Consider the following 25,832-nt stretch of genomic DNA (forward strand, 5'->3'; position numbering starts at 1 on the left):
GAGCTTGAAGTGATCTGCCTCAAGTATCCGCACGCAAAGTCCATGCTGTCTAATGCATAAAAGATCTATTTAACATGCTCAAAAGTTATGCATCGCGCCCTGGAACATCCCAGGACTCCTGCCGCCCTCCCACCATTTCCATCAGCCCTGAGGCCAGTTCGCGAAGCTTCGCTTCCGCGTAGTGGCCTCGACGCCAGGCCATGTACATGTGAAGCGTCAACGGACTGGCATCTGGCACGCCTAGTTGCTCGAAAAGGGGTATTCCGCGCACCCCGAAGGCAGGATATTCGGTATTGACCGCGATGCCGCGGCCGGAGGCGACCAAGGCGTGGGAAACCAACCCGTCGTCGCACACCTCTGCGCGCTCAATCCGCAGCCCTTGGCGTTCGAGCGCTTCAGAAAAAATCCGGCGACTGACCGAGTGTTCCGGAGAGAGGATCAGCGGCTGGTCAACCAGCTCCGAGAGTTCGATCCCTCGGCGGCTTTCCCCCAGCCAGCGGTGCCCTGCTGGCACTTGGGCGCGGATCGGCACATCTCCCAGCATGACGGTTGCCAGATCGCCAGTGGGAATAGTCGGGGTGATGATGAAGTCGAGGTCATCGAGCAGGGCCGATTCCAGCTCGAAGTGCCCCGTTTCCCGGGCCACAATTGTCGGCTGGTCCGGCCCGAGCTCGGCAATGAAGTTCGACAAGAATCCACGCAGAGAGGCCGTCGTTGCCGCGCAAGAGAGACGCTGAACCTGGCCCGTACGCAGAACCTGAACGGCCGCGTCCAAGTCACGGGATTCGGCCAGCAGCTTGCGCGCCATGGGGACGAAGGCCCTCCCGCTGTTGGTCAGCACGAGCCGGTTGCCCGCAGACTGGAAAAGCTCGATGCGCAATTCGCGCTCCAGGGTCTTCAGCTGTCGGCTCAGGGCCGGTTGGGCGATATGGAGGACCTCCGCGGCGGCCGTCACGGTACCGTGCTCGACAACGGCGATGAAATACTGCAGTCGGCGAATGTTCATGCTTAAGAAGATAGCAACATGGCGACCAGTGCAATCGAGAATCCGACAATCCATAACCAAACGGCATGATTTCACTTCCTATCTGGTCTTAGACGCAGACAGCGCGGCCCGGCAATACTGAAAGTGACGCAAACCTATGGCGCGGCTCACTTGAACAAGAACGCGCATCACCCAAGGACAACCGCATGAAAACATCTCGCTCCCTGACGCCCCAACAGCGTCAAACCCGGGCCACCGCAGGAGCCTTCGTGGGCACCGCCATCGAGTGGTACGACTTCTTCATCTTCGGCACGGCCGCCGCCTTGGTTTTCGGAAAGGTGTTCTACCCGGACATCGCTCCCGGGGCCGGCATCATGGCATCCTTCGCGACATTCTGGGTCGGCTTTCTGGCTCGGCCCTTAGGCGGGGTGCTGTTCGGGCATTTGGGTGACCGTTTCGGGCGCAAGAACGTCCTGGTGGCTACGCTGTTCCTCATGGGCGGTGCCACCACCCTGATCGGGTTACTACCCGGCTACGCAACCATCGGCGTCCTCGCCCCAGTGGCCCTGGTCGTCCTTCGTGCTTTGCAGGGCCTGGCGGTGGGCGGCGAATGGGCCGGTGCTACGCTGATGGCCACCGAATCCGCCAGTGAAAAGAAACGCGGCATGGCCGGCGCCTGGGTACAACAGGGGTCCCCGGCCGGCGCCATCCTTGCTACCTTGATGTTCCTGCTGGTCGGGATGCTGGATGACGCGGCCTTCCTGTCCTGGGGCTGGCGTGTGCCGTTCCTCTTCTCCGCAGTGCTGGTCATCGTGGGCCTCATGATCCGTGCAAAGGTCGAAGAATCCGCGGACTTCACCGAATCCCGCGCCGCCCACGAAGTCGTCAAGGTGCCGCTGGTCGAGGTCTTCAGGACCGCTTCCTCCTATGTCTGGCTGGGAGTCGCTGCTTCGGTGCTGGGCATCGCGATTGCGTTCTTCAACAACACCTTCCTGCTGTCCTGGACCACCACGTCCGTGGAAAACGGCGGCATGGGCATGGACCGCCAGGTCATCCTGAATATTTTGCTGGCCATGGCCATCGTGCAGTTCATTTGGCAGCCCATCGCCGCGAAAATCGCCGAGCGCATTGGCGGTGTGCCGGTCATGCTCTGGGGCCTGCTCCTGAACCTGCTGATCATCGTGCCGCTGTTCCTCGCCATCATGAGCGCCAACGCCGCAGCCATTTCCTTGGTGCTGGGTGTCTCGATCCTCGGTGGTACCGGTTACTACGCCATGCTTTCCTCGTTCCTTTCCCAGGCCTTCCCGGTCAACGTGCGCTTCACCGGCGTGGCATTGGCCAACGGTTTGTGCGCCTCGCTGATCGGCGGTTCCACCCCTCTGATCGCCCAGGCCGTCCTCGGCTCGTGGGGTCCGTGGGGTGTGGCCGGGTTCTACGCGATCATCGCGCTGGTCACCATTGGCGGCGTCTGGGGCCTGCACCGCAAGATGAGTGCGCGCGATGCCCGCGCCGCACAGGTGCCAACCGCCTCCTAGTCACGGGGAATCCGGGACCTGTCAAAAAATCAGGGCGGCTCCACCACCACATCCGCGTCGTGGTAGAGCCGTCCTTTGCCAATGCTCGCTGGAAGTTGTGACAACTGGATAGATGTGGGCCAACACCCTGCAAGCTCACCCGAACGCGTCGAGTGGCCGCCCCATAAACAGGACCATGAACGCACCGACCCGAGGGCAAAGGACGGTGGCGAAAGCGCACCATGGCCGTGGTGCTCGAACCGGCACGACCACTGCCAACCTTGGGGTTTTGAAAGACATCAAGAAGTTCCTCGAACACAACGCGTACTTGGTAGACGCGTGATGTGGACATCCAGAAAACGAGCGAGTGGCCGCGGAATTGCGGGCTCTGGTGGGAACAACAGGTTTCTGGAGCTGGCAGCATGCCGAGGTGATCTGCTTCTGGCGCTGCGAAATCCCTAACTCCGATTTCGGTAGCTGGCCACGAAATCGGAGAGGGCCATGGCATGGATCTGCTAGACGGCCACCCTGGGATGCACCCACACCCAAATGGCTTTCCGAGCACTTCTAACTTGCGCACTAATCGTGATCCTTCAACTGTCCAACACCCCGGTCTGGACGGACCCTGCGGATGTTTAGTTCGCATGAACTTTCACCCATCGCCACAAGGCTCGCACGGCGGCAGCGCTCCCTGTGCGATGCCGGATAGTCCTACAGGAATATCTACCTTCAGCAATATGGTTCGCACCCTCAGATGACCTAGTACCAGAATTGTCTCTAAGCTACGCATGCAGGGGCCCAATGATCGCTGGCGTACCTTCACAACCCTTCATTACTTCCCTTGCTTCAGGGAATCCGCCCATAACCTCCAAGGATTAGGAGCCGGTCGGAAGGAACCAACTTGCAGGTTTACTTATACTTGTCCGTGCGCTGCCGATTGCGGGTCTCGGTAATCTGCCGCTCATAGGACAGGTACAGGCTTGCCACCAGGCGCACCTCGGCCATGCTGCCGCCAAGCAGCTCGGCGGCCTTCTTGATCCGGTAGCGCACGGTGTTCTGGTGCACGAACAGCGCCGCCGCCGCCCGTGAAATGTCCTGGTCCAGCGCCAGATAGGCGATAAGCGTCTCCTCCAGCTCCGGCTCTTCGCGCAGCGGGGCGATGAAACGCACCAGCCGCTGCCGATCCAGCGGGCTGTCCACGCGGGCCAGCATCCAGGTGGCCGGGTCCAGGTCATCCGCTCGCAGCAGCAGGCCTTCGGTGCCCGGCTCGTGCTCGGTGTCGCGCAGCGCCACCTTGGCCGCGAGCTCCGCCCCGCGCAGCAGCTCCGGGATCCGCGAGAGCGACCCGGAGGCCTCGCCCAGTCCGATGGCCAGGTTCTCCCGCTGCTCAGCCAGCCACCCGACCGCCAGCTTGGTGTCAGGGATCAGCGCGTTGAATCCCGCGCGGATGTCATTGCTGCGCCCGTTTTCCGCGAACAGCAGCGGCACCCCGGCGCGCTGCGCGGAGCTGAGCAGGGTTTCCACCCGGCGCGGGCCCAGGCTGCCGTCATGCAGCACCACCGCCGCGACGCTGCGCACCGGCTGGTAGGCCTCGAAGCCGAAGGGCTGCAGCAACTCCCAGTAGCGCAGTTCGCGGGAGACCTCGATGCCGTCCTGCAGGCTGGTGAGCAGCTGCGAATTCTCGTGGCGGCGCCGCGAGGCGTCCAGGTGCTGCAGCCCCTTGATGGCGCCGAGCATTTTCTGCGTGGTGTCCAGCAGGATGTCCCCCACCTCGCCCAGCACCTGCTCGTTCCGGCTGGCAATGGCCAGGTGGTAGCCGCGCCCGCGCATCACGATGGTGCGGTACATGATCTGCCAGCGGCCGATGCTGATCTTCTCGTAGTGCACCCCGTGGTTGGTGATGGCCTGCAGCACCAGGTGCACCGGGCCGTCGCCGCTGGACTCGACCAGCTTGCCGGTGTCCTCGTAGAGCATCGCCGCGCCGCGGCAGTTGGCCGCCACGCGCTGGATCAGCGAGGGGATCGGCTGGTCGGAGGCGATGGAATCGAGCAGGTCGTTGGTCAACCACATGGCGCGCTTCATGCCGTAGTCCTCGGCCACCGGGCCCAGCGCATTGACGTACTTCTCCACGTGGCTGAACGGCACGTCCCGGGCCACGGTCAGCAGGTTCACGTCCGCCCGCTGGCAGGCCTCGATGAGTTCCACGGGAACCGCCTCGAAGTAGATCCCCAGCCCGAAGCACAACGCGGAGACCCGCGCCCGGCGCAGCGCGGCGGCCAGGCCCGCGGCGGCCGCCTCCAGGTCCTGCTCGCCCTGCAGGCGCAGCCCGGTGGTGAGCATGATGTTTCCCGGATCGAACCAGCGCCCGGGGTCGTGGATCTCGGAGGTGTGCGCCCCGCTGACCTCGATTTCGGGGTGCGGCAGCACCTCCGCGTGCAATCCCAGTGACCTCACGTGAAGCAATTCCTGCACCGTCAATGGCTCGCGCTCGCCCACCGCACCAACTTTCTTGTCCCGGCCGGCCCCGATTCCCGCGGAACTCCGGGGCCGTTGTAGAAACTACAATCTACGCGCGCCGAGCTTTGAATTCCACCAATGACAGAGATGTGCGTCACACATCACAGTGGATACCACAAGTTCCAAGCGTCACCACAAGGAGAGATCATGGCCAACCTGAGAGTCGCCGTAGATGTTGGAGGAACCTTCACCGACGTCTGCATCTTTGATGATGAAACCCAGAGCATGCGCGTCACCAAGGTTCCCTCCACCCCGCATGATCCGATGGAAGCGGTCATGAGCGGCGTGCGCCGCGCGGAGGTCAACCTGGCCGATGTCTCGCTGTTCTCGCACGGCACCACCGTTGCCACCAACGCGCTGATCACCCGCCGCTTCCCGAAGGCCGCCATGGTCACCACCCGCGGCTTCCGCGACGCCATTGAAATCGGCGACGGCACCAAGGACGACTTGTGGGACGCCTACAATGACGTCTCCGGCCCGTACATCCGCCGCCGCGACCGCTTCGAGGTCACCGAGCGCACCGACTACGCCGGCAATATCATTACCGAACTGGATGAGACCGAAGCCCGCCAGCTCGCCGCCCTGCTGCGCAAGCGCGGGGTCACCACCGTGGCGGTCTGCTTCCTGAACTCCTACGCCAACCCGGCCAACGAGATCCGCATGCGCGAGATCCTCCAGGAGGAGCTGCCGGACACTGCGATCTCCGCATCCGCGGAAATCCTTCCGGAGATCTTCGAGCACGACCGCTTCAACACCACCGTCTCCAACGCGGTGCTCGCCCCGCTGGTCACCGGCTACGTGGACCGCCTGGCCACCGAGCTGAAGGCCGGCGGCTACGCCGGCGACCTGTTGCTGCTGCACTCCGGCGGCGGCTCCATGACCCCGCGCATGGTCAAGCGCTACCCGGTCCGTCTGGCGGCCTCCGGCATCGCGGCCGGCGCCATCGCCGCCAAGCACGTCGCGGCCCAGTGCGGCTTCGAGAACGCGGTGGGCCTGGACATGGGAGGCACCTCCACCGACATCTGCCTGGTCTCCGGCGGCGAGCTGCGCATCACCAAGGAATGGCAGGTCGAATACGGCCACCCGATCGTCTTCCCATCCATCGAGGTGCTGACCATCGGCGCCGGCGGCGGCTCGCTGGCCCACCTGGACATCGCCGGCTCGCTGCGCAACGGACCCCAGTCCGCGGGCGCCGCCCCGGGCCCGGCCTGCTACAACACCGGTGGCGAGGCGCCGACCAACTGCGACGCCAACGTCGCGATGAACCGCCTGGGCACCACCCTGGCCGGCGGCGCCCGCGAGCTGGACCGCTCGCTGTCGCTGGAAGCCATCGACCGGGTCATCGGCAAGCCGCTGGGCATGAGCACCGAGCAGGCGGCGCACGCAATCGTCCAGGTCGCCAACGCCAACATGGCCGACGCTGTCCGCCTGGTCTCCATCCGCCGCGGCTACGACCCACGCGACTTCGCGCTGATCGCCTTCGGCGGCGCCGGAGCCCTGCACGGCGCGGAGGTGGCCCGCGAGCTGTCCATCCCGACCGTGGTGGTCCCCGCCAACCCGGGTGTCACCTCGGCGCTGGGCTGCCTGCTGGTGGACATCCGCCACGACCTCTCGCTGATGTACAACGCCCCGGCCAACCAAGTCGACCCGAAGGACGTGGAAGCCGAATTCGCCGCCTTGGAGAAGGAAGCCACCGCCCGCCTGCGCCACGAGGGCGTGGCTGACGAGGACGCCATGCTGCAGCGCGAGATCTCCATGCGCTACGCCGGCCAGTGGCGTTCGCTGGCGGTGCCGATGGGCCAGGGCCCCGGAGCTCTGCAGCAGGCGGTTCAGACCTTCCACCAGCAGCACGAGAAGGAATTCGCTTTCAGCCAGGAAGACCAGCCGGTGGAGATCTACCAGCTGGGCCTGAGCGCCATCGGCAAGACCCCGAAGCCGGGCTTCGTGCCGGCCACCGAGCTCACCGCGGATCCGGGCGCACCGGCATCCCGCCGCGAGGTGTACTTCGGCGCCGACGGCTGGGTGGACACCCCGGTCTACGAGCGCAGCCTGCTTCCGGCCGGCGCCACCTTCGAAGGCCCTGCCATCATCGACCAGCTGGACTCCACCACCGTGGTCCCGCCGCACACCACCGCCGAAATCGACGGCTGGGGCAACATCCGCATCCACCTGCACAACCTAGAGAATTCTTCGGAGGTCTAAAGTGACTCAGATTATCCAGACCCCAGCTGTCCGCAGTTCCGGCCCAGCGCTGGACCCGGTCACCTTCGAGGTGCTGAAGAACGCGTTCGCCACCTCCGTGGACCTGATGAGCGAACAGATCCTGCGCACCTGCTACTCGTTCGTGATCTACTCCCGCGACTTCTCCTCCGCCCTGTGCGACGCGCAGGGCAACACGGTGATGCAGGGTTCGGGCGACATCGCGGTGCACGTGGGCACCTTGCACTTCCAGTGCAAGGCAGTGCTGGAGCAGTTCGGCACCGACATCCACGACGGCGACGTCTTCGCGATCAACGACCCGTACCGCGGCGGCACCCACTTCAACGACGTGTCCTTCATCCGCCCGATCTTCTCGCAAGGGGAAATCATCGGCTTCGCCCAGAATAAGGGCCACTGGGCGGATATCGGCGGCAACGTGCCCGGTTCCTTCGACGTGAACGCCTCCGAGCACTTCGGCGAGGGCCTGCGCATCACCCCGGTGCGCGTCTACTCCAAGCACGTGTTCCTGCACGACGTAGCGCAGCTGCTGGTCTCCAACACCCGCGCCCCGGAACAGGCCATGGGAGACCTGCACGCGCAGTCGGAGGCCACCGCGGTCTGCGAGCGCGAGATCCTGCGCTTGGTGGAGAAGTACGGCAAGGACACCGTGGTCACCGCGATGCAGGAAACCCAGGACTACGTGGAGCGCATCGTGCTGCGCCAGCTGGAGGACCTGCCGCGCGGCACCTGGGAGACCACCGACTACCTGGACGTGGATCCGGGCAAGGGCGAAGGCCTGGTGCCGATCAAGATCAAGCTGACCTTGGACGGGGAGGGCATCCACTACGACCTGTCCGAATCCGCTCCGGCGGTGGCGACCTTCCTGAACTCCGGCTACGGCACCAGCCACTCGGCCATCTACGCGGGCACCAAGACCTTCTTCCCCGAGGTGCCGCTGAACTCCGGCTTCTACGCCGCGGTCCAGGCGGAAATCGGCGAGGAGGGCTCGGTGGTGAACGCCGGCTGGCCGCACGCGGTGACCGGCTTCTGCTCCGGTCCCTACGAGAAGATCATGAACGGCATCTTCGAGCTGTGGAGCCAGATCATGCCGGAGCGCGCCATGGCCTGCGCCTTCAACCTGGAGTACCTGCTGGTGGGCGGCCGCGATGCCCGCACCAGTGATGACAATTACTTCATGTGGTACGACTGGATGGCCGGCGGCTGGGGCGGACGCTCCTCCAAGGACGGCTCGTCCGCCACCGCACCGGTCTTCGGTCCGGGCCTGGCGGTGCAGCCGGTCGAGGGCCAGGAACGCCTGTCCCCCGTGCTGACCACCAAGCACGAGATCGCCATCGACTCGGCAGGACCGGGACGCTTCCGCGGCGGCCTGGGCATCGAAAAGGGCGGCATGCTCACCGATGCGCACTCCACCGTCATGAGCTACTGCTGCGACCGCTCGCGTTCCATCACCTGGGGCATCGAGGGCGGCCTGCCCTCCATCCCGCACGGCGTGTGGCTGAACCAGGGCACCGAGGACGAGCGCTTCCTGGGCTCCATCTTCTCCTCGGTCCCGATCCAGCCAGGGGACGTGTTCACCCGCCCGTCCGCCGGCGGCGGAGGCTTCGGCGACCCGCTTCAGCGCACCGCGGAAGAGGTGCTGGAGGACGTCATTGACGGCTATGTCTCCATCGACCGCGCCGCGGCCGACTACGGCGTGGTCATCGAGGAAGTGGACGCCGAACTGGATGACTACCGCATCCTAGCTGAGGACACCGAGGCGCTGCGCACCCAGATCCGCGCCAGCCGCCGCGGCTGGCTGGATGAGGACGCCGAAGCGGTGGCCGCCCGCTACCGCGAAGGCACCGTGGACATGCTGGATGTCATCCGCCGCCACGGCGTGATCCTGCACTGGGGCACCGGCGAACTGCTGGAGAACTCCACCACCCAGTACCGCCAGCTGATGCAGCGCCGCTCGGCCGCCCACTGGGACGCCTAGTCCCGGCAGAGCACGCACTATTGCACCACCCATTGCACCATGAGGTGCAGCCCGGGCGGTGCGGGGAAGATCCCACAAAGATCGTTTCCCGCACCGCCCTGTTTCACCCGCCGCCACCTGCGGCTTTTGTTGGACACGCTTCACCCGGCAAGCCCGCCCGGATATTCTCTGCTCCCCGCCGGCCCCGGCAGTTTTTCCTTGCACCACCCACATCAGGCCCAGGCCATACTCGCGCACTCGCTACGGGATGTGATGGCTCACGCCATATTCAAAGGAGAAGTTCCATGTCAACAAACTCGTCCACGGATCTTCCCGAGATGGAGCAATCCGCCTCGGCGAAGATGAGCGCAGGCTCGCTGTCCATGGCCTGGTACGGACTGGTTTCGGCCATGTTCTTCATTTACATCGGGGCATCGCTCGCCCAGGCCTACGGCACCATCGATACGCTCATCGGCCTGGCCATCACGATTGTCATCTACGGCGCCATCAACCGCATCCTCGCAGGCTACGCGCTGCGCAGCGGGCTGACCGTCGCCCAGTTCTCCCGCACGCTGCTGGGCCGCAAGGGCGCGGTCCTGGCCACCCTGATTTTCGCAGCCACCGCCATATACTACGCGGTCTTCGAAGGAGCCATCCTGGGCTACGCTTTCCAGGCGCAGTTCGGCGGCCCGATCCAGCTCTGGTACGCGCTGGTGGTGCTCTACACCCTGCCGCTGATTGCCGGAGGCATCCAGCGCTGGCTGGACAAGATCAACGGCTGGCTGTTGCCGATCTACTGGGGTGGCCTGCTCACCGCGGTCATCTGGGCTTCCATCGCCCACTCTGGCGGAAGCTCCTGGCTGACTCACTCCACCGGTCCCCTGCCCTTCACTGCCGGCGGCCCCGGTTGGCTGGCCACCTGCGCAGCTTTCATGGGCGTGTGGATCCTGATGATGTACACCGTGGACTTCGCCTCGCTGGGTCGCGCCAAGGACGTCAAGGTCCACCAGCGCTACACCTTCGGCTGGCTGTTCTACACCCTGGCTTTCGGCGCCAACTCGCTGATCGGCATCTACCTGACCTTCACCATTCCGGGTGCCGAGGCCACCGAGACCGGCGTCGCCGGTGCACTCGTGCAGCTCATGGGCCCGCTGGGCCTGCTGGTCATCTTCGTTTCCCAGACCCGTATCAACACCGCGAACTACGCCTTGGGCATCTCGAACTTGAAGGAATTCGGTTCCCGGGCACTGGGTCTGAAGCTGCCGAGCCTGGCATGGGTATTCATCGGAGCGGTCATCATCTACCTGCTCATGCTGCTGCCAGTGGTTCAGTACCTGCTGCTGGCGCTGTCTTGGCAGGGTGCCTTGGTCACCGGCTGGGTCGCAATCGCCCTGGTGCACATCCGCTACGAGAAGAAGTTCTCGCTCCAGCCGGACAGCCCGAACCTGCCCGACCGCACGTTCCCGGCATTCAACGCAGCTGGCGTCAGTGCTTGGGTCATCTCAGCAGCGGTGGGCATCGCCATGGTCCAATCCGGCAGCGCATGGGGCGCAAACCTGGGTGTCTTCATCACTCCGGTCCTAGCCGCCACGATTTACGCGATCTGGAACCCTGGCGCCCGCGCCAAGCGACACCACGATGCATTGGCATCGGTGAAGCAGTTGTAGTACCCACATGGGAAAGATTAGCGGTGCTGTTGGGTGCATTCATTGAATGCGCCCAACAGCACCAAATTGGTATGACGAAATACCCCAGTCATCAATGCGAACAGCGTTTGCAGCGATATAGGCCGAGTCCTTTACCGGTGCAGCAATCGTGCAGGTGGCTCTGAACGATGATATTAAGTGGGCCCAATCGGCAATTTTGGTGGCTCGCAAACCTCCGAATGTTCAGTAGCTACCGAATAGCGCGAAACGGTACCCCGGTTCCAACTACCTGGTGTGAAATCTCATGAGTTCGATTGCGAACGAAGTGCTGAGATTACATACCAACTAACCCGACTCGTGGTAACGACTAAACCTATTTGGCAGTTAAAGCGCCACCTAACTTCTTGGCGGTTCACGAGTTCACATACCTTGTCTTCTCAAACTGATAATGTTCAGGCATATCGTCTGATGGGGAGCTAAGTCCAATGGTTCGTAAATGGTCGCATTTTGATGACTTGCGTCTGCGCCAAGAAGCGATCGCGTGGCTTAAGGTTCGAACGGATGATGGTAAATACTCACTGACCCGCGAAGAAATCAACGACTTCTTTTTCGATGGAGAACCTTTCAAACTCATAGATCCAATGAAGGGGATCCGAAAGCCACAAGTACTAGATACTGCTTTGAGCATCATGACCTCCTTCAGAAAGCCTGGCGAAGAACGGCCATACGCCGATGAGGTTGGAAACGACGGTCTGCCCCGATACATGTGGGAAGGCAATGATCCCTATAAGAATACGAATGCTGGGCTCCGACTTGCCCAAGAACGCAAACTCCCTATCATCTGGTTCATCGGTGTCGGTGGTACGCCGATGCGGTTTCATGTTCTTTGCCCTGTCAATATCGTCGGTGAAGAACTCGAACATCAGCGATTCGTATTAGACATCGCTTCGGAAAAGGGACTAACCCTTGCCGAGTTAGCTTCTCCGAGCGGGCCGGACACAATCGTCAAGAAGTATCTAGTCCGAGAAACCAAAGTGCGTTTGCATCAGCCGGTTTTCAGAGCATCAGTCATACGCGCCTACAACGTTCGATGTGCCGTATGCAACCTGGGCCATGAGCAGCTACTTGATGCTGCACATATCATTCCTGACTCGCATGAAAATGGAATCCCTTCAGTGACGAACGGTCTCGCTCTATGCAAGATCCACCACGCTGCGTATGACACCTCGATCCTTGGAATCACGCCTGACTACACAGTTGAGATCCGACAGGATATTCTCGAAGAAATCGATGGCCCGATGCTTGAGCACGGATTAAAACAGCGACACAAGCAAAAGTTGATGATGCTGCCCAGCGCCATGAAAGAACGTCCTGATCGCGAACTACTTGCTGTCACCTATAGAGAGTTCATCGAGAAGCAGACTGCCTGATCCCGTCAGGCCCAGCGACAGTAGCTATGATCCAGGCAACCAGAGCCCCGAAATGGGCATGGGTGTTTGCAAGGAGCCCACGAGCTCCTTGCAAACACCCCTACGCCGATATCTATGGAAAATGCCTCTAGATGATGTGGCCCTTTAGACGTCAGGGCATCACACGGTCTGCCTGAGTGCCACAGACTTCCCGTTGACCGCGGCTTGCAAGATTGGCAAGGCCTTTCGTCCAAACTCAACAAAGTCGCTTGGGTACACCCGATACTCTGGAACGTGAGCCACAGCTGCTTGCTCCGTTGCCAGTTGCTGCTGAAGCGGGTTGTCACGATCGCGGAACCACAGTGGATGGCCGATGAGAACGCCAACGCGTGCATCGTCCAGCAATATCATCGGTGTGCCGTCCTCGCCCACACGCTCCACTCTAATATCGGAGTGCAGGCTTTCCGCGATCGAGCGAACTTCATCAATACGGTCAAACCAACGCGACAGATTCAGCTCAAGCCCCGAAGATAAATCCAATACGTCCAAAGCTAAGCGCCAATCAAGAACGCCGTGAAGCCGCTGATTATCCCAAGAACGAAGACAATCAGGGCACGAAGTTGAACATGCACGATGGCTCTTCCCCTCAAATTCTTCTTGAAGAGCTTGACGAGTCTCTTTGATGAGCTTACCGAAGACGTCTGGCTTCGCGATCTGAGCTGCGTATCCAGCGCCATTCTCAAGCGAGTCTGCAAGGAACACACGAGCTGACGAAACACCGTTAGCCATTCTGTGCTGCAGTCCCGCCTGCATCTCCTGAGGGTCAATATCGAGCTGTTGCTTAACTGCAGTCCTCAGCACTTCTGCCATAGACCACAAAGCGGCTTCACCGGCGGGAACCACATGTGGCGCCGTAGGAACAAAGCCTCCGCTAGTGGCAAGACGCGAGAAATCCACCGTCATGGCATCCGTGGTGCGGATTTCGCCAATAGCGCTTTTGCCGAGGTCCTTGCCGTTCTCTGGTTTTCCTTTCCAACCGCGTCGGTACAATTCCGAATTAATCGCAACGACTGAGTCATCGTCATCGGTCTTAACCAATTCGAATAGACGACCCCGATTGTCGTTGTATTGAAGCAACTTTCCTTGTTCGTAAAGTCGCACGTCTACCGCGCCGACCGGCTCACCCTGAGGTTCATCCCCAGTTGAAACGAAGGACGGAAGGCTCTTCGTCTGAGAACGAGCCTGATCGATTCGGTACGGCCTTGGCATGTAAGTGGTGCGGAACCCCAACGGTTCATAGAGGCTAAAGACTCTCATCTGCGAGTTACAGCTAGGGCAAACAGTCACGTTGGGCTTATCGATGGCGGTAGTGGAGCACTCTGGACAGCTTGATACGGTTTGTTCCTTGCCCAACGGGTCGCTCGAGAACACTTTCCCATTTCGGTGTTCGTAGTTCACAAACCCGGCGGCGACATGGATCATTCTGTCTCTAACTACTTCTGCACCAGGAGCATAGTTAGTAATTGCCATGCTCAATGGGCGATCAGAAACAGTCTTGGATTCCAGAGACTTGGCAGTTGGAGACTTATCCCCATACAGTTGACGCACCCGAGTTGGGAATCCAAACATAGGCAGAAGTCCGCCCAAGGCAAGTGCCTTGCTAAGTTCATTCTCCGAAATGTCAGGTTGGGCAATAATCTTGTCAATTTCGCTGACGATGTCATGACGGGCCCATTCAATGACCGATTTGACTTCGTCGTCGTTGAGACGTGTATACGAAGTCAAACGATGAACGATACTCTCGACATCGTTATCCGACGCCAGCCATTTAGCAACTCCGGCTTTTCGGGTTGCCCATTCGTCAATGGTACCGAAGGTTCCATGGAGGCTTTCGGGCCCCCACTCTGGTGGGGTAGGTAAGGACGCAAAGGCACGTTTCAGCGTCTCGGCGGCAACAATTCGCTGAACAATTCGTACTCGGCCCAAATCCAAGAAGGGTTGAGGCGGCAGGTCCCCGGTCATCCTATAGGCATGATTGAAGTAGTACTCATCATGCGCGGAGTCACGACAAGAAGTAATTGTAAATGAGAACGCCTGGCCGGAGCGGCCAGCACGGCCAACGCGCTGCTGATAGTTGAACCGTTGAGGCGGCATATTTGCCATCAATGTCGCGTTAAGTGATCCAATGTCCACACCGACCTCCATTGTGGTGGTTACACTAAGAACACCGAGCTCACAGGTTAACGAATTCTCGTCCGGCGCAGGCAGCTGCACACCCTTAAACCAACGCTGACGACGACGCTGCTCAGAAGCAGGTTTTGTTTGTGCGGTTAGCTCGGCTACTGCGATGCGACGCACCTCTTGGTCGGCTAACCAGCCATAGTAATCTTGGGCACTAGTGTCCAAAGGCTGCAGAAGAAGCTCAACTGATTCGCAACCCTTGTTCGCACATACTCCCGCTGAACCATGTAAATGTTGGAAAGCGCACTTACTGCAAACCCAAACGTTGTCCCCAGCCAGTGCAAAACGTACTTTCCCTGAATTCCCGTTGAGCTTCAGCACCCAGCCCAAAGTCACACCGGATCTCTCCAGAACTGAATAGACCCAGGCTTCTAGGACATCAGCATCAACTCCATGCTTTGCTGCAACCTTGGTCAGGTACCCCTTGATCGCAACTGGTGTTTTACTCGTGGCAGTATCAGCTGCCCGGTGACCTTCGTAATTCCGTGAAAGCCCTAGTATGCGTACGCAACTAGAAAGTACTTCCGTAGAAATCTGACCGTCTAATGGGCTAGCTTCATCGTCAGGTACAGAAACAGGGAACCAAGCAAGATGGGTGGATTCAACATCACGACGTCCGGCGTCGAAGACCTGCCGAGCAAGTTCATTGTCAAGCATCTTGCTAAATTGGCTTTGGGTACGAACTGTCGACGAAGGGTCCATCTGCTCCCACAATCCTGCAGAAGGTGGCGCGTAGAACTTGTACCAAGGTTCACCGAACGAAGATTGGGCGCTTGCGGAACTGCCGGCAGGACTCAAACCAATCCGGACCATTTCCGATTCAACACGGGAACGCAGATCAGACCAACTAATCCCCGTTTCTATGCCCGCTTCCGCAGATTCAATAAGAGCTACTTGTTCGGGCGTAGCCGCCCCACTCATTCGCGCCAAAACTGCCATAAATAAGGCTGTATTCGAAGTGAGGATGTGATCAGTCTGTGCAGCTCCTTGAGGTGACAGCGACAGCGGATCTGATGCCCTACGCTCCAGAATGTCCACAATGCTGGTCGCCGATGCTTCTTTCAGTCCCTTTCTCAACATCTGGACCAGGATATCGCCGTATTGTCGCGTCGCAAGGGACGCTGAAGTTCTGGCTGCAGAATCACGGTTATCAGTAAAGACTATGGTCCGATAATCCTTGGGCTCCGACCCTAGCGTCCGAGGTAACTGGCGCAGGTAGATAGATGTTGCCTGGGCTGGAGAAGTCGCATGCCCCTGAAGAGGAGATACGACACGGCCCTGTTTAAAGTCCACGGACTGAGTATCAGATTGTCCGCAATGAGGGCAACGCGGTGGAAAAGCAGGATCACCAGCGCACCAATGCAGCATGGATCATCATAGTGGCTTCTGGCGTGGTAGCTGGCCTTCACATTTGGAAGCTGGCTCCTGCCCTCCCCGTTATCCAGGAACAGCTAGGCTTCTCCCTGCTCGTCGCTGGAACCCTTCTCGGTGTGGTCCAGGTAGCAGGCATGATCGGCGGTCTCGCAGTATCGCTACTTTCAGAAGTCATTTCGCAACGGCGGACCCTGCTGCTTGGTCTACTATTGCTCGCCCTCGGCTCAGCCCTCGGCGGAGCTTCCCAGGACGCCTACGTACTTCTGGCAACCCGCATCATCGAAGGCGCCGGCGTCATCATGACAACTGTGATGGGTCCAGGACTGGTTCGTTTGCACGCGCCGTTGAAGAACCTGAACATGGCGGTCGGCTGGTGGGCAGCCTACATGGGTATGGCAACGTTCCTTGGAGTCGTCAGCACAGCGCTGGTCCTGCAGCACATTTCATGGATCACCTGGTGGTGGATCTTGGCAGGAATAACGTTGCTACCCATTCCACTGGTACTGAAGTTCGTAGGTCCTGATGCCCCAGCGGGTGCCTCCGGAATGCGCGAAGCCGCGCGGCGCATCGGCATCACCGCCAAATCCGGACGCGTCTGGGTCAGCGGCCTAATCTTCGGCTGCTACACGGTGCAGTGGATGGCTGTCGTTGGGTTCCTTCCCACCATCTACGAAGGCTTCGGTATCTCCCCCGTTACCGGTGGTCTGGTCACAGCAGTGGTCGGCGGGCTGAACGCCGTGGGCGCCATTATCAGCGGATCGCTGCTACACAGGGGTGCCAACGGCAGAACCATGCTCTTGACGGGCTTCATCCTGATGGCCGTGACGTCAACACTGACATTCGTCTTCGACTACCCACCGCAACTTTTGTGGATCCAGATGATCGCCGTCGGCTTGTTCTCGATCAGCGGGGCAACCATTCCAACCACCATGACCCGCGTAGCCGTCGATCTGGCCCCGGCCGGCGGATCCGCACCGGCCTCCATGGGCCTGATCCAGCAGATCTTCAACATCGGCAACTTCACCGGCCCCATGTTGCTAGCCGGCATTGCAACGCTCACCGGTGGATGGAACTCGACATGGTGGATCACCTGCGGTTTCGCCCTAGTCGGCATCCTTCTAACCATCGGCCTTTCGCGTTGGAACTCGCCGTTCGCGGCGATGAACTCCCACCAAGGCTGAGCAATGCTCACCTGCAACTTCAAGAGATCTCGCCAGACCGTCCAAGAAGATTTCCTGCAGGATTCCGGACTTCATATTGAATGGGGCGGAGAGGGTTGTACCGATCTATGTCGCATTTTCACTGGCGTTCAGTTGCACTGTTCGGTTAGCTGCCTGAGCGACGAACGAATCGTCGTGGCTCGTGAATAAGATGCCATGGCCCTTTGACGTGCATACTTCGAGTATTTCTCGAAGAACCATTATTCCGTTGTCGTCCAACCCCTCTGTTGGTTCATCCAGCAGCAAGATCTCCGGTTCATGCACAAGAACGCTAGCAAGAGCCACTAGCTTGCGTTCCGACATGGACAGTTCGTATGGGTGTGTTTCTGCTTTGTCCCACAGATCCAGCCTCTCAAGCACCGCTGCCACCTGCTGTTGAGATTTAGCGTCAGATCGAAGTCCGTAGCCGACTTCTTTGAACACGGTTCGTTCGAAAAGTTGGTCATTCGGGTTCTGCAGCAGGAGACCCTGCTTTGCGCTCGTGCGCACTGTTCCGGCTGTTGGTTTAAGCAATCCGACCGCAGCTTTAAGGATGGTCGTTTTGCCTACTCCGTTGGGTCCTAAGAGTCCCAAGCGTTCGCCCGCGTGAAGCTTGAGGTTGAATCCACTGATGGTCGGTGGTGTTGACAATCCGTAGCCGAGGTTTGTTCCGGCAAACTCCAGAAGCACCCGCGAGCGATCTCTCCCAGCGGGTTGAAGTGAATTTTTGTCCAGATTTGGTTCTTGACTAGGTGGGAGAGAGTTTCGCTCGAAAAATAAAAGTTCGTGGCTTTCCAGTCGGAGGACTTTATCGGCACGATCGGCACCATGTACGTGATTCCGGGTCAAGACGGCAATGGCTTTGCCCAGCAATTTCAATTTCTGGATGGCGGATAACACCATTTTTCGGGCGTTCTTATCCAATCCTGAAATTGGCTCGTCCAAGATGAGTACTGGCGGGTTATCGACCATGAGAGCGCCCAAAGCAACGATTCGTGCTTGCCCACCAGACAGTTTGCCGGGGTCCTGCGCGAGCAGATGTTTGATTTCCAGCATGTCAGCGACTGCACGAATACGGGTCAGCATCTCCTCTCGTGACACTCCACGATTCTCCAGCGCGAACGCCATCTCTTCAGCAACAGTTGCCCTGATTCCTGATAGATAGTCATTGACATCCTGCGGCAGGAACGAAATGTGCTGAGCCCAGCCAGAAGGATCGATTCGAGGCCTTTTGTCCTCTGAGAATTCAATGCGTCTGCCACCAACGGTTATTGCGCCTTCAAACTGGTCCAAACCAGTTCTAGGCAATATTCCGGCCAGGATTGCACCTAACGTAGATTTTCCTGACCCTGAACCACCGCTAATAACTGTGACGGTCCCAGGACTAATGTTCAGCTTGATGTCTTGGAGAACGTCGACCTCAGCATGCGCATACCTGAAGTACTTAAGATCAATGTCGAGGCCTAACCCCGTTTTCAAGTTTCCAATGCTCAATTCACTGGTCATGCGAAATCCATCCAGCTTGGAACAAGCAGCAGAGCTGGCAATAGCAACACGTAAAGCACTGAAACATGGCGGATCCAACGTTGCCCCTTGGAGTCTGGGACTTCCCGCAAACGAGTCATCCTCTGGGTTGCAGGGAAGCCCCGGGCGGCCAAATGCGGTGCCCGATTGGCCGTTTCCTCCAAAGAAGAAAGCACCAGGGGAACGGCCTGCAGACGGACCTTTTGGAACCAACCTCGTAGCCCACGACGAAACTTCACCTGTCGCAGCATCTGTGCTTCGTTGATGACTCGCTGCCGCTCAGCAAGTTGGGGAAGCAGAAAGAGTGTCGCTGCCACCAGATATCCAAGTTGCGCAGGTGCTTTCGATAGGTCAATCGCCGCGACCAATTGATGGCGGTCAATGACGAAGGCGCACAGCAGCCCGACCACGACCAGCACAGCCGTGCGCAGGCCCAGTTCTGCGGCTGTCTGCAAGCCAGCTTGTGTCAGCCCGAAGCTCGCGTTGGAGGCGAGCCCGTGGATCATCAGCTGCGAGGCAAAAGTTGGCAGTACGATCGCGCTCGATAGGCCAATAAGTTTCTTGCTCTTGCCAACGCTCCAGGCCACAACCAACGCGCCGGCAATCACCGTGCAGCTAAGCCACCAGAGCCCAGCAGCTGTCGTAGTGGTCACCACGGCAACAGCCACCGCCAGAACTGTGAACGGATGAAGCCGTTGAAACCGGGTCATACCCTTAGCCTCGTTCTCCGCCCCGCCGTCCAAGTACCCGGTAGCGACGCACGAACTCATAGCTCTGGGACATCCTGTTGGGAAGGGCATAAACGAGCAACGCGGCAATGAGGAAAACGATTGCCTTGTCCCCAGGGTCGGAGAGCAATGCTTGCTTGGTGACCGCTGACAACAATGAGTCGCCCATGGAACGGAATACCGTCACAACTGCACCGGTGCCCACACCCGAGGTCCCGCCGAAGACAAATGCCGCCACAGGTGCAGAGATCGCCCCTACGAGAACACCGGAGACAAGACCCGCAATAGGAGCCAGATATACACGTCGAACAGCACCGAAACGAGCTGCCGTGCCTGCAAGGAAGCCAATGAGTGCCGCTCCTGCCGCGAACGGAAGTACTGTCGGGGCAAACAGAGACCAGATCAAGGTTCCCAGAACTCCTGTTGCCGCACCGGCGCGACGCCCTGCCAGGAATCCGACCAGCACAGTGCCGATCGAGTCCAGATACAGGGGTACCATCACCGAGCCGACAAACTGCCCCAAGAGGATATTCAAGGCGAGCGCCACGGGAATCAAAGTCAATGTCGATACAGGCAAGTCCCGTAGGACAGCCGCCAAGAGCAGCAAGGCAGAAAGCAGGTACGCGGCGAACGTTGCCAGGGCCACGCCCTGGCCCAGCCCCCCGGTGAGATCTGTCGGTTGGGTAATCACGAGGACTGTGTAGGTCGTAGTGAGCAGGAGCGTGCCTGCAATAGCCAAGAGGTTACGACGGAGCCTGCTGCCGGTCGAATCGTCGGCAAGGAGCAAATTGGGTGACATGGTGAAGAGAATCCTCAGATGCAGTGCATGGATCGCGTCCCGCAGATACTGCTGGACGCCCGATTACCGGACCTATGTCACCTTGGCCCGGTTCATGAGTTTAGCTCACGAAGTGTCTTCTCGAAGATTCTCTTTACATTCGGCCGGCCAATGCAGCCAGCTTCTCGCGCAACTCGTCGAACCCCCGTGCCGGATTATTTTCCGTGATCACCTTCGCGTTTGCAGGTTTTCCCCACAGTCCGCGGAAGTCAGCGACCGTTGTTCCAAAAAGTAACGTGGACTCGGTTTCCACATCCACCGTCGCAAGCTTAGTTTGATACTCCAACGTACCTGCGGCAACACCTGCTGCGAAGTAATCGTGAACGTGGGCGATGTAGCCTTGGTCGTAGTTTCTATGGAACTCAAAATAGAATCGCAAAGCATCGGAGACATACCGGAGCAACGGGTTTTCCGCTTTACTCCGGGTACCCTCTGGATCTGTTTCCCGAACATGTTCTTCGTCAAGCTCGGCGCTCAAGGCCAGGTCGTTGACGAATCCCGGTCGCATCTCAAATCGCTCGGTTGTTTCCAATGCACACACAATCGGCAGCTGTCCTTCGGGAAGCCCCGCCTCCGCGGCCGCGGTGTAGGCTGCAAAGACTTCCTTCGCGGCATGCGGGTCCACATGCGTATTCCATTCCGCGGTTGGGGTTGTATTTCCTTGGTAGTAGAACGCCCCACCCATGATCACGACCTTGCGTAGCAACCATGGCAAACGAGGTTCTCGACGCAGCGCCAAGGCGAAATTGGTCAATGGTGCGCACAACAGCACCGTGAGTTCGCCAGGGTTCGCCTGGGCAGCGTCGATCCAGAAGTCCACAGCGTCTCGGTCTTCGCCCTCCCTCACTCCGGCGTCTGGCAACGTCGCATAACCGACGCCCTGGAGCCCATGGGTCTCCTCCGTGGTGACTAGTGGAATTTCCAAAGGCTTCCGCGCGCCGATCAGCACCGGCACTTCCGGTTTGCCACAGAGGGTCAGCAGTGCGCGGTTGTTGGTAGCTACTTGCTCAGCGTTCACATTGCCCGGGGTGCTGGTGACCGTAACAATGTCCACGTGGTCACAGGCGCAAAGGTACGCCAGCGCCAACGCATCATCGATTCCTGTGTCATTGTCGATTAACAGGCGGATCTGTTTTTGATCTTGAGTCCTATTTTGCATCAGAGTCACCATACGTCATGTTTGAGCGCTTCGGTCCTATATCTGTTCAACAGTCAATAGCGCCCCGAGCCGTCAGGTTTCTGCAGCTAGAAGGAGGTCTTGCGGCCCCTCACCTGGGGTTCTAGAGACGAATGATTCGTGAAACATACGCGACATTGGTTGCCACAATCACGGAGTCATGATTGAGTGATCTACATCACGTATGCGATGGGGACCTGCAGCGCCATAATCAGAAAGCGATTTCATGACTACAAAGCACACAGGCTCAACCAACCCCCTGCTCAAAAAGCTCACCTGCGGTGCCGCAGTAGCAGCATTGCTGGTCGGAGTCTCAGGTACGCCTGCATCAGCCACAGGCAACGGACCGGACTATGGTGGCAACGAAACCATCAATACCTCCATTCTGCACACCTATGACTCGATGGTGGCGGAGCTCCGCAAACAGGATGCCAAACAACCGGCCCTGGAGTTGGAGGTAATCGGCCAATCGGTCAAGGGCCGCGATTTGTTCGTAGCCAAATACCTCTCCAATCCTGCCAATCCGACCGTTTTGTTCCTGACTCAGCAGCACGGCAACGAGCAGCTGACCACGGAAGGTGCTTTGGAAGTCATCAAGCATTTGGGCACCGGTCGGATGAAGAACACGCTGAAGAACATTAACATCCTCATCGTTCCGATGCTCAATCCCGACGGAGCCATGGGTGACGTGAATTTTGATCTCAGCGATTACATCGCCTCAGGCGGCCGTCATTTGACTCGCTACAATGCGAACAATATCGATATCAACCGCGACCACGTTGCGAAGACCCAGCCTGAGATCAATGCCCTACACAACAACGTACTCTCGACCTACGACATCGACTACATGATCGATTTGCATCACCAGGGCACTCGCTCGGCAGTGGATGGAAAACTGGTTTCCGGGTCGATCCTCTACCCCACCACTCCGGACGTGAAGCCGGAGGTACTAGAAGGGTCCAAACGTTTGGGCTCCATTGTCTACCAGAATGTTGATGCCACCGGATGGGGCCATTTGGGTAAGTACGTCGGCGGAACAGCCAACACCATCGCCCGCAACGGAATCGCTGCTGAGTACGATATCTCAACCCTGCTCTTTGAAATGCGGGGAATGAGCGATCACTTTAATCCGGGATCCGTCCTAGGACAGAAATCCAATGGCTATCTCCGCCAGCAAACCATCCTGACATTGGAAAGCGTCATTAAAGCAATCTCCGATGGCTCGGTGGATACCGCCGACACGTCATTTTGGGATTCCCTGCCTGAACAGGAATATCTGCCTGGCAAGGCAAATGATGAATAAATCTTAACCCGTATCGTCAGGCATCAGGCGGTGGCGCATCGGTATTTGCCGATTTGTCACCGCCGTCCCTTATTTGCGCGAATTCGTCCGGGTGAATTACTCAATACCCCAACTGATCGTTACATGAAAGGTGAAAGAGCACTCGGTCATTCCGTGCCCGCCTACGTAGCACTCGATGTATACGTGCAATCGTTGCCGTTCATAATCCAGCGCCTTTGCCACTTATGTCGGATGTGCACAATCGTCGGCACTTACATCGGTTCCCAGAATCATTGCTCTTATGGCTCAACTAGAGATTTCTCGTTCAATGACATACGGACGGGGCCCTCGTTACTCCATGGAACACCCCCTTGCTCCATGGGATTGATCCAACAGGTCTTCAACATCGGCAACTTCACAGCCCCCGTGTTGCTGGGCGGCATTTCTACACTCACCGGCAGACGGAACTCAACATGGTGGATCACCTTCGGATTCCCGTTGATTGGTCGTGTCTTGGTCATTGACTAGTTGAAGAGAAATCCGCCGTTCGCCGGCATGTACCCCAGATAAAGCCAGACCAAAGGTGCCAGCCCGGCCCAATGATTAGAACTCTCGACTTAAATTTTCCATCGAAGTGTCAACGTTCTATTGCGGCGCGTTCGTCGGAGGACCTGGCTACGGCGGTATGTCCCTTGACGCCACCAAGCAAGATCAACTCACGACGGTGACTTCGCTCGCCTGCACTCGTGAAAACAGTCGCCCCATTCCTGGCGCTATTGACGATCTGCAAGAACTGCAGACGGCCCTCACTCACATTCCAGCAGCACGACGTCCAGACACCGATCCAAAGCGATCCCTGAGCCGAGACGCAGTCCCGACACTTGATACTTGACGTCGACGGTTTTGCGGTTGCTCATGTACGCGGGTTTCAACGGTCAGTGTATGCACGCCAGGCATCACAATGGCTAGGCCCTCGACGGTCCCTAGTTATTAAATTTCGGTGCGACCACAACCGATACTTCCTCCCCACAGCAACTTTGCCGACGGTGTTTTGGTTGCGGTGCCTCGCTGGTAAGTAAGTTCTACGGAATGGAGGATAACTCGGCTTGCAAAGAATCGCGGCCAATCCTCGCATGAAGCGCGTTGACCATCCTTGCGTCTCAGAATTCGTAACCGAATAGTCTTATTCAGAATATTTAAATTATCGAGAATTCAGTTATACGAAACGCCTAAATTCGTGAATCTCCCTTTTCTAGATAATTTTTCAAGAACCACCGGATCCCCGCTCCACTAAGCATCCACCACCCTTACCTGCCCACATGACGACAAAACGCAAAGCCATGAAAACTCCGAACTTGACTTGTGAATATACATCAAAGCCTAAGGTGCGTGACCTCGAACAACATCCGATAAAATCACCCGCAAGATTGGCAACTTTGAAATTTGGATTAATCATTTACCTGAGCGCAAGTAGCGGGTAATCTATTTCACACTGAGCCTGCATCCCGCAGCTTCATCCAGTTTTTATGATCATTCTCGATAGCAGAGGAATGTGGGTAGAGTGGACAATTTTAATACGAATAAAGATTTGCCAGTGGAGGATCTGCAAATTGCCGATTGGTCTGATCTCGGCCAACAATTGTGGTCCTACCTGACCGGGCGTGGTGCAGCTGTGAACTACACACTTGTGGACATGATGGTTGAAGTACCGAGAGACATCGGTCCAGATGCACCCAGGGCTACATGGAAGTTCAACGGCACCCTGAGGGTCACTACGAGCGATGACCACTCACTGGGTTCAGATCAGTACCGAGAGTGAACGGGTAGCCTGATGCGCTTCGACATTGACCTGAATTTCACGGTCGACCAGCCACTCGAGGGCACTAATGACTCGGAACAAGTACATGGAACTGTCACGGCCGAAGGCCGGATCATCCATATCAAAGCCGATTCAGACTCAATATTCCGAGTCTCTAGAGGTGCCAGCCGTCCTGCCCTAGACCAGCTTGCGCATCGCCTCAAGAGCTCTGGAATCCAGATTGTGATTGATGGGCCGAAGGGGAATATCGTCACGCTCGGTGACGTCAAACCCAATTTGACCGGTCGCCTCGCGATGAGATCGAACGCCGTGCGGATTGGTTCTTTGAAAAACGTCAAAGGGCTGCTGCAGAAGGATCGAAGGAATGGAAGTCTGGGCATTCCGAGCACCCTATTTCCGTTGTTCCCCACCTTCCACAGGAACCAGCGCATGCGGCCTACCACCACACATTATGCCGATCGTGGCGGCAGGCCGAGGCTCATCTTCGTCAAGGACAGCGAGTCATGGGATGGGAAAGCGCCGAAGGTGCTCAACCTCGTTGACGACGTCGTGGTCATTGGCAGTGCCCAGGATAGCGGACTGATATTAGAAGGCCTGGAACCTGTCCATGCACGAATCGTCAGGGACGACCTCGACGAATACGTCCTCCAAGCAGTCCATAGGGTTGGGGGAAGCGCAGGGTTGAATGCTGGGCAGGAGTACGTTCTGCGAAGCGGGGCGAGAATCGAGCTTGGAGGCTGGCGGCTGGTCTTCTATCGGGAAGAGTACGCCGACCACGGCCGGCCTTATGGCGGGCGAAATGGCGGAGAACTGGCCTACCAGAGGCCTCAGGTGAATCCGCGGACCGGCATTATCGAGCGCGACTCCACCGATTAGTCCGTCACCGATTAGTCCGTCGCAGGCTGCCGCAGATTCTGCGTGGTGTGCGGGAATCCGAACGGCCCGTAGACCAGTCTTCGGCCAACCCGCTGAATTTTGAATGCTCGGGTGGAAACCGCGGCGGCCCGCACAGACGCGCCGCCGCGGTGCTTCAGAGATGTGATCCATCCATGAAGCGTTGGATGCCTGCACGCCGGGCCAGGAATCCGCAAACGGAAACGATGAGAATGGCGTTCGAATCTCTCCGTGTTAGCCAGCTCGTGGCGGTAACAGAAGCACGGGTCAAGGAATCTTCAATGAACGGCTCCCCACGAATACCGAGGTGCTGAAGTGGATGTTTCGGAAGGCTAAGTCAGGGCCGAGCCGTCAGGTAGCTAATGGGTTGATGACTGGCGCTGCCTAGCGGAGACTTGGTCTCCCCGCGAAGTCACCTAGCCTCCAGCACTCGACCAAGCATGCAATCCACAATGATGGGCACAGCAGACGGTCATCGGCCACCCTTGTTATTCACGCTCCGCGCTGCGAG

The 25,832-nt window shown here is 58.6% G+C and carries 16 protein-coding genes; 9 read left to right on the top strand and 7 right to left on the bottom strand.

Annotated elements, in window-relative coordinates; all coding sequences use genetic code 11:
- Nucleotides 1-85: 85 nt before the first annotated feature.
- Nucleotides 86-1,006 (bottom strand): LysR family transcriptional regulator, encoded by a 921-nt coding sequence (locus tag DFO58_RS13050; protein WP_160309106.1) that lies wholly within the window; start codon nucleotides 1,004-1,006, stop codon nucleotides 86-88.
- 185 nt (nucleotides 1,007-1,191) lie between these two features.
- On the opposite strand from DFO58_RS13050, the gene DFO58_RS13055 reads away from it, so the two are divergent.
- On the top strand, nucleotides 1,192-2,520 hold the full coding sequence (locus DFO58_RS13055) for an MFS transporter (protein WP_120991287.1): 1,329 nt from the start codon (nucleotides 1,192-1,194) through the stop codon (nucleotides 2,518-2,520).
- A gap of 888 nt (nucleotides 2,521-3,408) precedes the next feature.
- Here the strand turns inward: DFO58_RS13055 and DFO58_RS13065 are convergent.
- A complete protein-coding gene (locus DFO58_RS13065; protein WP_286163594.1) occupies nucleotides 3,409-4,953 on the bottom strand; it encodes a PucR family transcriptional regulator in 1,545 nt (514 codons plus the stop codon).
- 210 nt (nucleotides 4,954-5,163) lie between these two features.
- Here DFO58_RS13065 and DFO58_RS13070 point away from each other — a divergent pair, with 210 nt between their 5' ends.
- The 4 genes from DFO58_RS13070 (at nucleotide 5,164) to DFO58_RS13085 (ending at nucleotide 12,266) form a co-directional block, all read left to right on the top strand.
- A complete protein-coding gene (locus DFO58_RS13070; protein WP_120991289.1) occupies nucleotides 5,164-7,218 on the top strand; it encodes a hydantoinase/oxoprolinase family protein in 2,055 nt (684 codons plus the stop codon).
- Nucleotide 7,219: 1 nt separating this feature from the next.
- A complete protein-coding gene (locus DFO58_RS13075) occupies nucleotides 7,220-9,211 on the top strand; it encodes a hydantoinase B/oxoprolinase family protein (RefSeq protein WP_120991291.1) in 1,992 nt (663 codons plus the stop codon).
- Nucleotides 9,212-9,495: 284 nt separating this feature from the next.
- Nucleotides 9,496-10,857 carry a permease gene (locus DFO58_RS13080; RefSeq protein ID WP_183043198.1) on the top strand — a complete coding sequence of 454 codons (1,362 nt, stop codon included), beginning with the start codon at nucleotides 9,496-9,498 and terminating at the stop codon, nucleotides 10,855-10,857.
- 464 nt (nucleotides 10,858-11,321) lie between these two features.
- Entirely contained in the window at nucleotides 11,322-12,266 is a 945-nt protein-coding gene (locus DFO58_RS13085; RefSeq protein ID WP_120991293.1) for an HNH endonuclease, read from the top strand.
- Nucleotides 12,267-12,425: 159 nt separating this feature from the next.
- Here the strand turns inward: DFO58_RS13085 and DFO58_RS18280 are convergent, their stop codons facing one another.
- Nucleotides 12,426-15,779: a Zn-binding domain-containing protein gene (locus DFO58_RS18280; RefSeq protein WP_183043199.1), complete on the bottom strand. Its 3,354-nt coding sequence runs from the start codon at nucleotides 15,777-15,779 to the stop codon at nucleotides 12,426-12,428.
- 38 nt (nucleotides 15,780-15,817) lie between these two features.
- Here DFO58_RS18280 and DFO58_RS13100 point away from each other — a divergent pair, with 38 nt between their 5' ends.
- Nucleotides 15,818-17,041 carry an MFS transporter gene (locus DFO58_RS13100; RefSeq protein WP_120991297.1) on the top strand — a complete coding sequence of 408 codons (1,224 nt, stop codon included), beginning with the start codon at nucleotides 15,818-15,820 and terminating at the stop codon, nucleotides 17,039-17,041.
- 105 nt (nucleotides 17,042-17,146) lie between these two features.
- Here DFO58_RS13100 and DFO58_RS13105 read toward each other — a convergent pair whose 3' ends face one another.
- From DFO58_RS13105 to DFO58_RS13120, 4 genes are all read right to left on the bottom strand, one after another.
- A complete protein-coding gene (locus DFO58_RS13105) occupies nucleotides 17,147-18,565 on the bottom strand; it encodes an ABC transporter ATP-binding protein (RefSeq protein ID WP_120991299.1) in 1,419 nt (472 codons plus the stop codon).
- Nucleotides 18,562-19,293: an energy-coupling factor transporter transmembrane component T gene (locus tag DFO58_RS13110; protein ID WP_120991410.1), complete on the bottom strand. Its 732-nt coding sequence runs from the start codon at nucleotides 19,291-19,293 to the stop codon at nucleotides 18,562-18,564. The genes DFO58_RS13105 and DFO58_RS13110 overlap by 4 nt, the downstream gene beginning before the upstream one ends.
- Before the next feature lie 4 nt (nucleotides 19,294-19,297).
- Nucleotides 19,298-20,110 carry an ECF transporter S component gene (locus DFO58_RS13115; protein WP_120991301.1) on the bottom strand — a complete coding sequence of 271 codons (813 nt, stop codon included), beginning with the start codon at nucleotides 20,108-20,110 and terminating at the stop codon, nucleotides 19,298-19,300.
- 133 nt (nucleotides 20,111-20,243) lie between these two features.
- Complete coding sequence (locus tag DFO58_RS13120) at nucleotides 20,244-21,320, bottom strand: nucleoside hydrolase (protein ID WP_286163595.1); 1,077 nt, start codon at nucleotides 21,318-21,320, stop codon at nucleotides 20,244-20,246.
- A gap of 232 nt (nucleotides 21,321-21,552) precedes the next feature.
- Here DFO58_RS13120 and DFO58_RS13125 point away from each other — a divergent pair, with 232 nt between their 5' ends.
- From DFO58_RS13125 to DFO58_RS18800, 3 genes are all read left to right on the top strand, one after another.
- A complete protein-coding gene (locus tag DFO58_RS13125) occupies nucleotides 21,553-22,629 on the top strand; it encodes a M14 family zinc carboxypeptidase (RefSeq protein WP_120991303.1) in 1,077 nt (358 codons plus the stop codon).
- A gap of 1,540 nt (nucleotides 22,630-24,169) precedes the next feature.
- On the top strand, nucleotides 24,170-24,427 hold the full coding sequence (locus DFO58_RS13130) for a hypothetical protein (protein WP_047120321.1): 258 nt from the start codon (nucleotides 24,170-24,172) through the stop codon (nucleotides 24,425-24,427).
- 12 nt (nucleotides 24,428-24,439) lie between these two features.
- Entirely contained in the window at nucleotides 24,440-25,303 is an 864-nt protein-coding gene (locus tag DFO58_RS18800; protein WP_286163596.1) for an FHA domain-containing protein, read from the top strand.
- The last annotated feature ends 529 nt before the right edge of the window (nucleotides 25,304-25,832 follow it).

This window comes from Arthrobacter sp. AG1021, assembly GCF_003633665.1.
GTDB classification, from domain to species: domain Bacteria; phylum Actinomycetota; class Actinomycetes; order Actinomycetales; family Micrococcaceae; genus Glutamicibacter; species Glutamicibacter soli.

Coding starts and splice junctions, on each gene's coding strand:
- DFO58_RS13050 (WP_160309106.1), bottom strand. CDS start 1,006: ATGAACATTCGCCGACTGCAGTATTTCATCGCCGTTGTCGAGCACGGT.
- DFO58_RS13055 (WP_120991287.1), top strand. CDS start 1,192: ATGAAAACATCTCGCTCCCTGACGCCCCAACAGCGTCAAACCCGGGCC.
- DFO58_RS13070 (WP_120991289.1), top strand. CDS start 5,164: ATGGCCAACCTGAGAGTCGCCGTAGATGTTGGAGGAACCTTCACCGAC.
- DFO58_RS13080 (WP_183043198.1), top strand. CDS start 9,496: ATGTCAACAAACTCGTCCACGGATCTTCCCGAGATGGAGCAATCCGCC.
- DFO58_RS13085 (WP_120991293.1), top strand. CDS start 11,322: ATGGTTCGTAAATGGTCGCATTTTGATGACTTGCGTCTGCGCCAAGAA.
- DFO58_RS13105 (WP_120991299.1), bottom strand. CDS start 18,565: ATGACCAGTGAATTGAGCATTGGAAACTTGAAAACGGGGTTAGGCCTC.
- DFO58_RS13110 (WP_120991410.1), bottom strand. CDS start 19,293: ATGACCCGGTTTCAACGGCTTCATCCGTTCACAGTTCTGGCGGTGGCT.
- DFO58_RS13115 (WP_120991301.1), bottom strand. CDS start 20,110: ATGTCACCCAATTTGCTCCTTGCCGACGATTCGACCGGCAGCAGGCTC.
- DFO58_RS13120 (WP_286163595.1), bottom strand. CDS start 21,320: ATGGTGACTCTGATGCAAAATAGGACTCAAGATCAAAAACAGATCCGC.
- DFO58_RS13125 (WP_120991303.1), top strand. CDS start 21,553: ATGACTACAAAGCACACAGGCTCAACCAACCCCCTGCTCAAAAAGCTC.
- DFO58_RS18800 (WP_286163596.1), top strand. CDS start 24,440: ATGCGCTTCGACATTGACCTGAATTTCACGGTCGACCAGCCACTCGAG.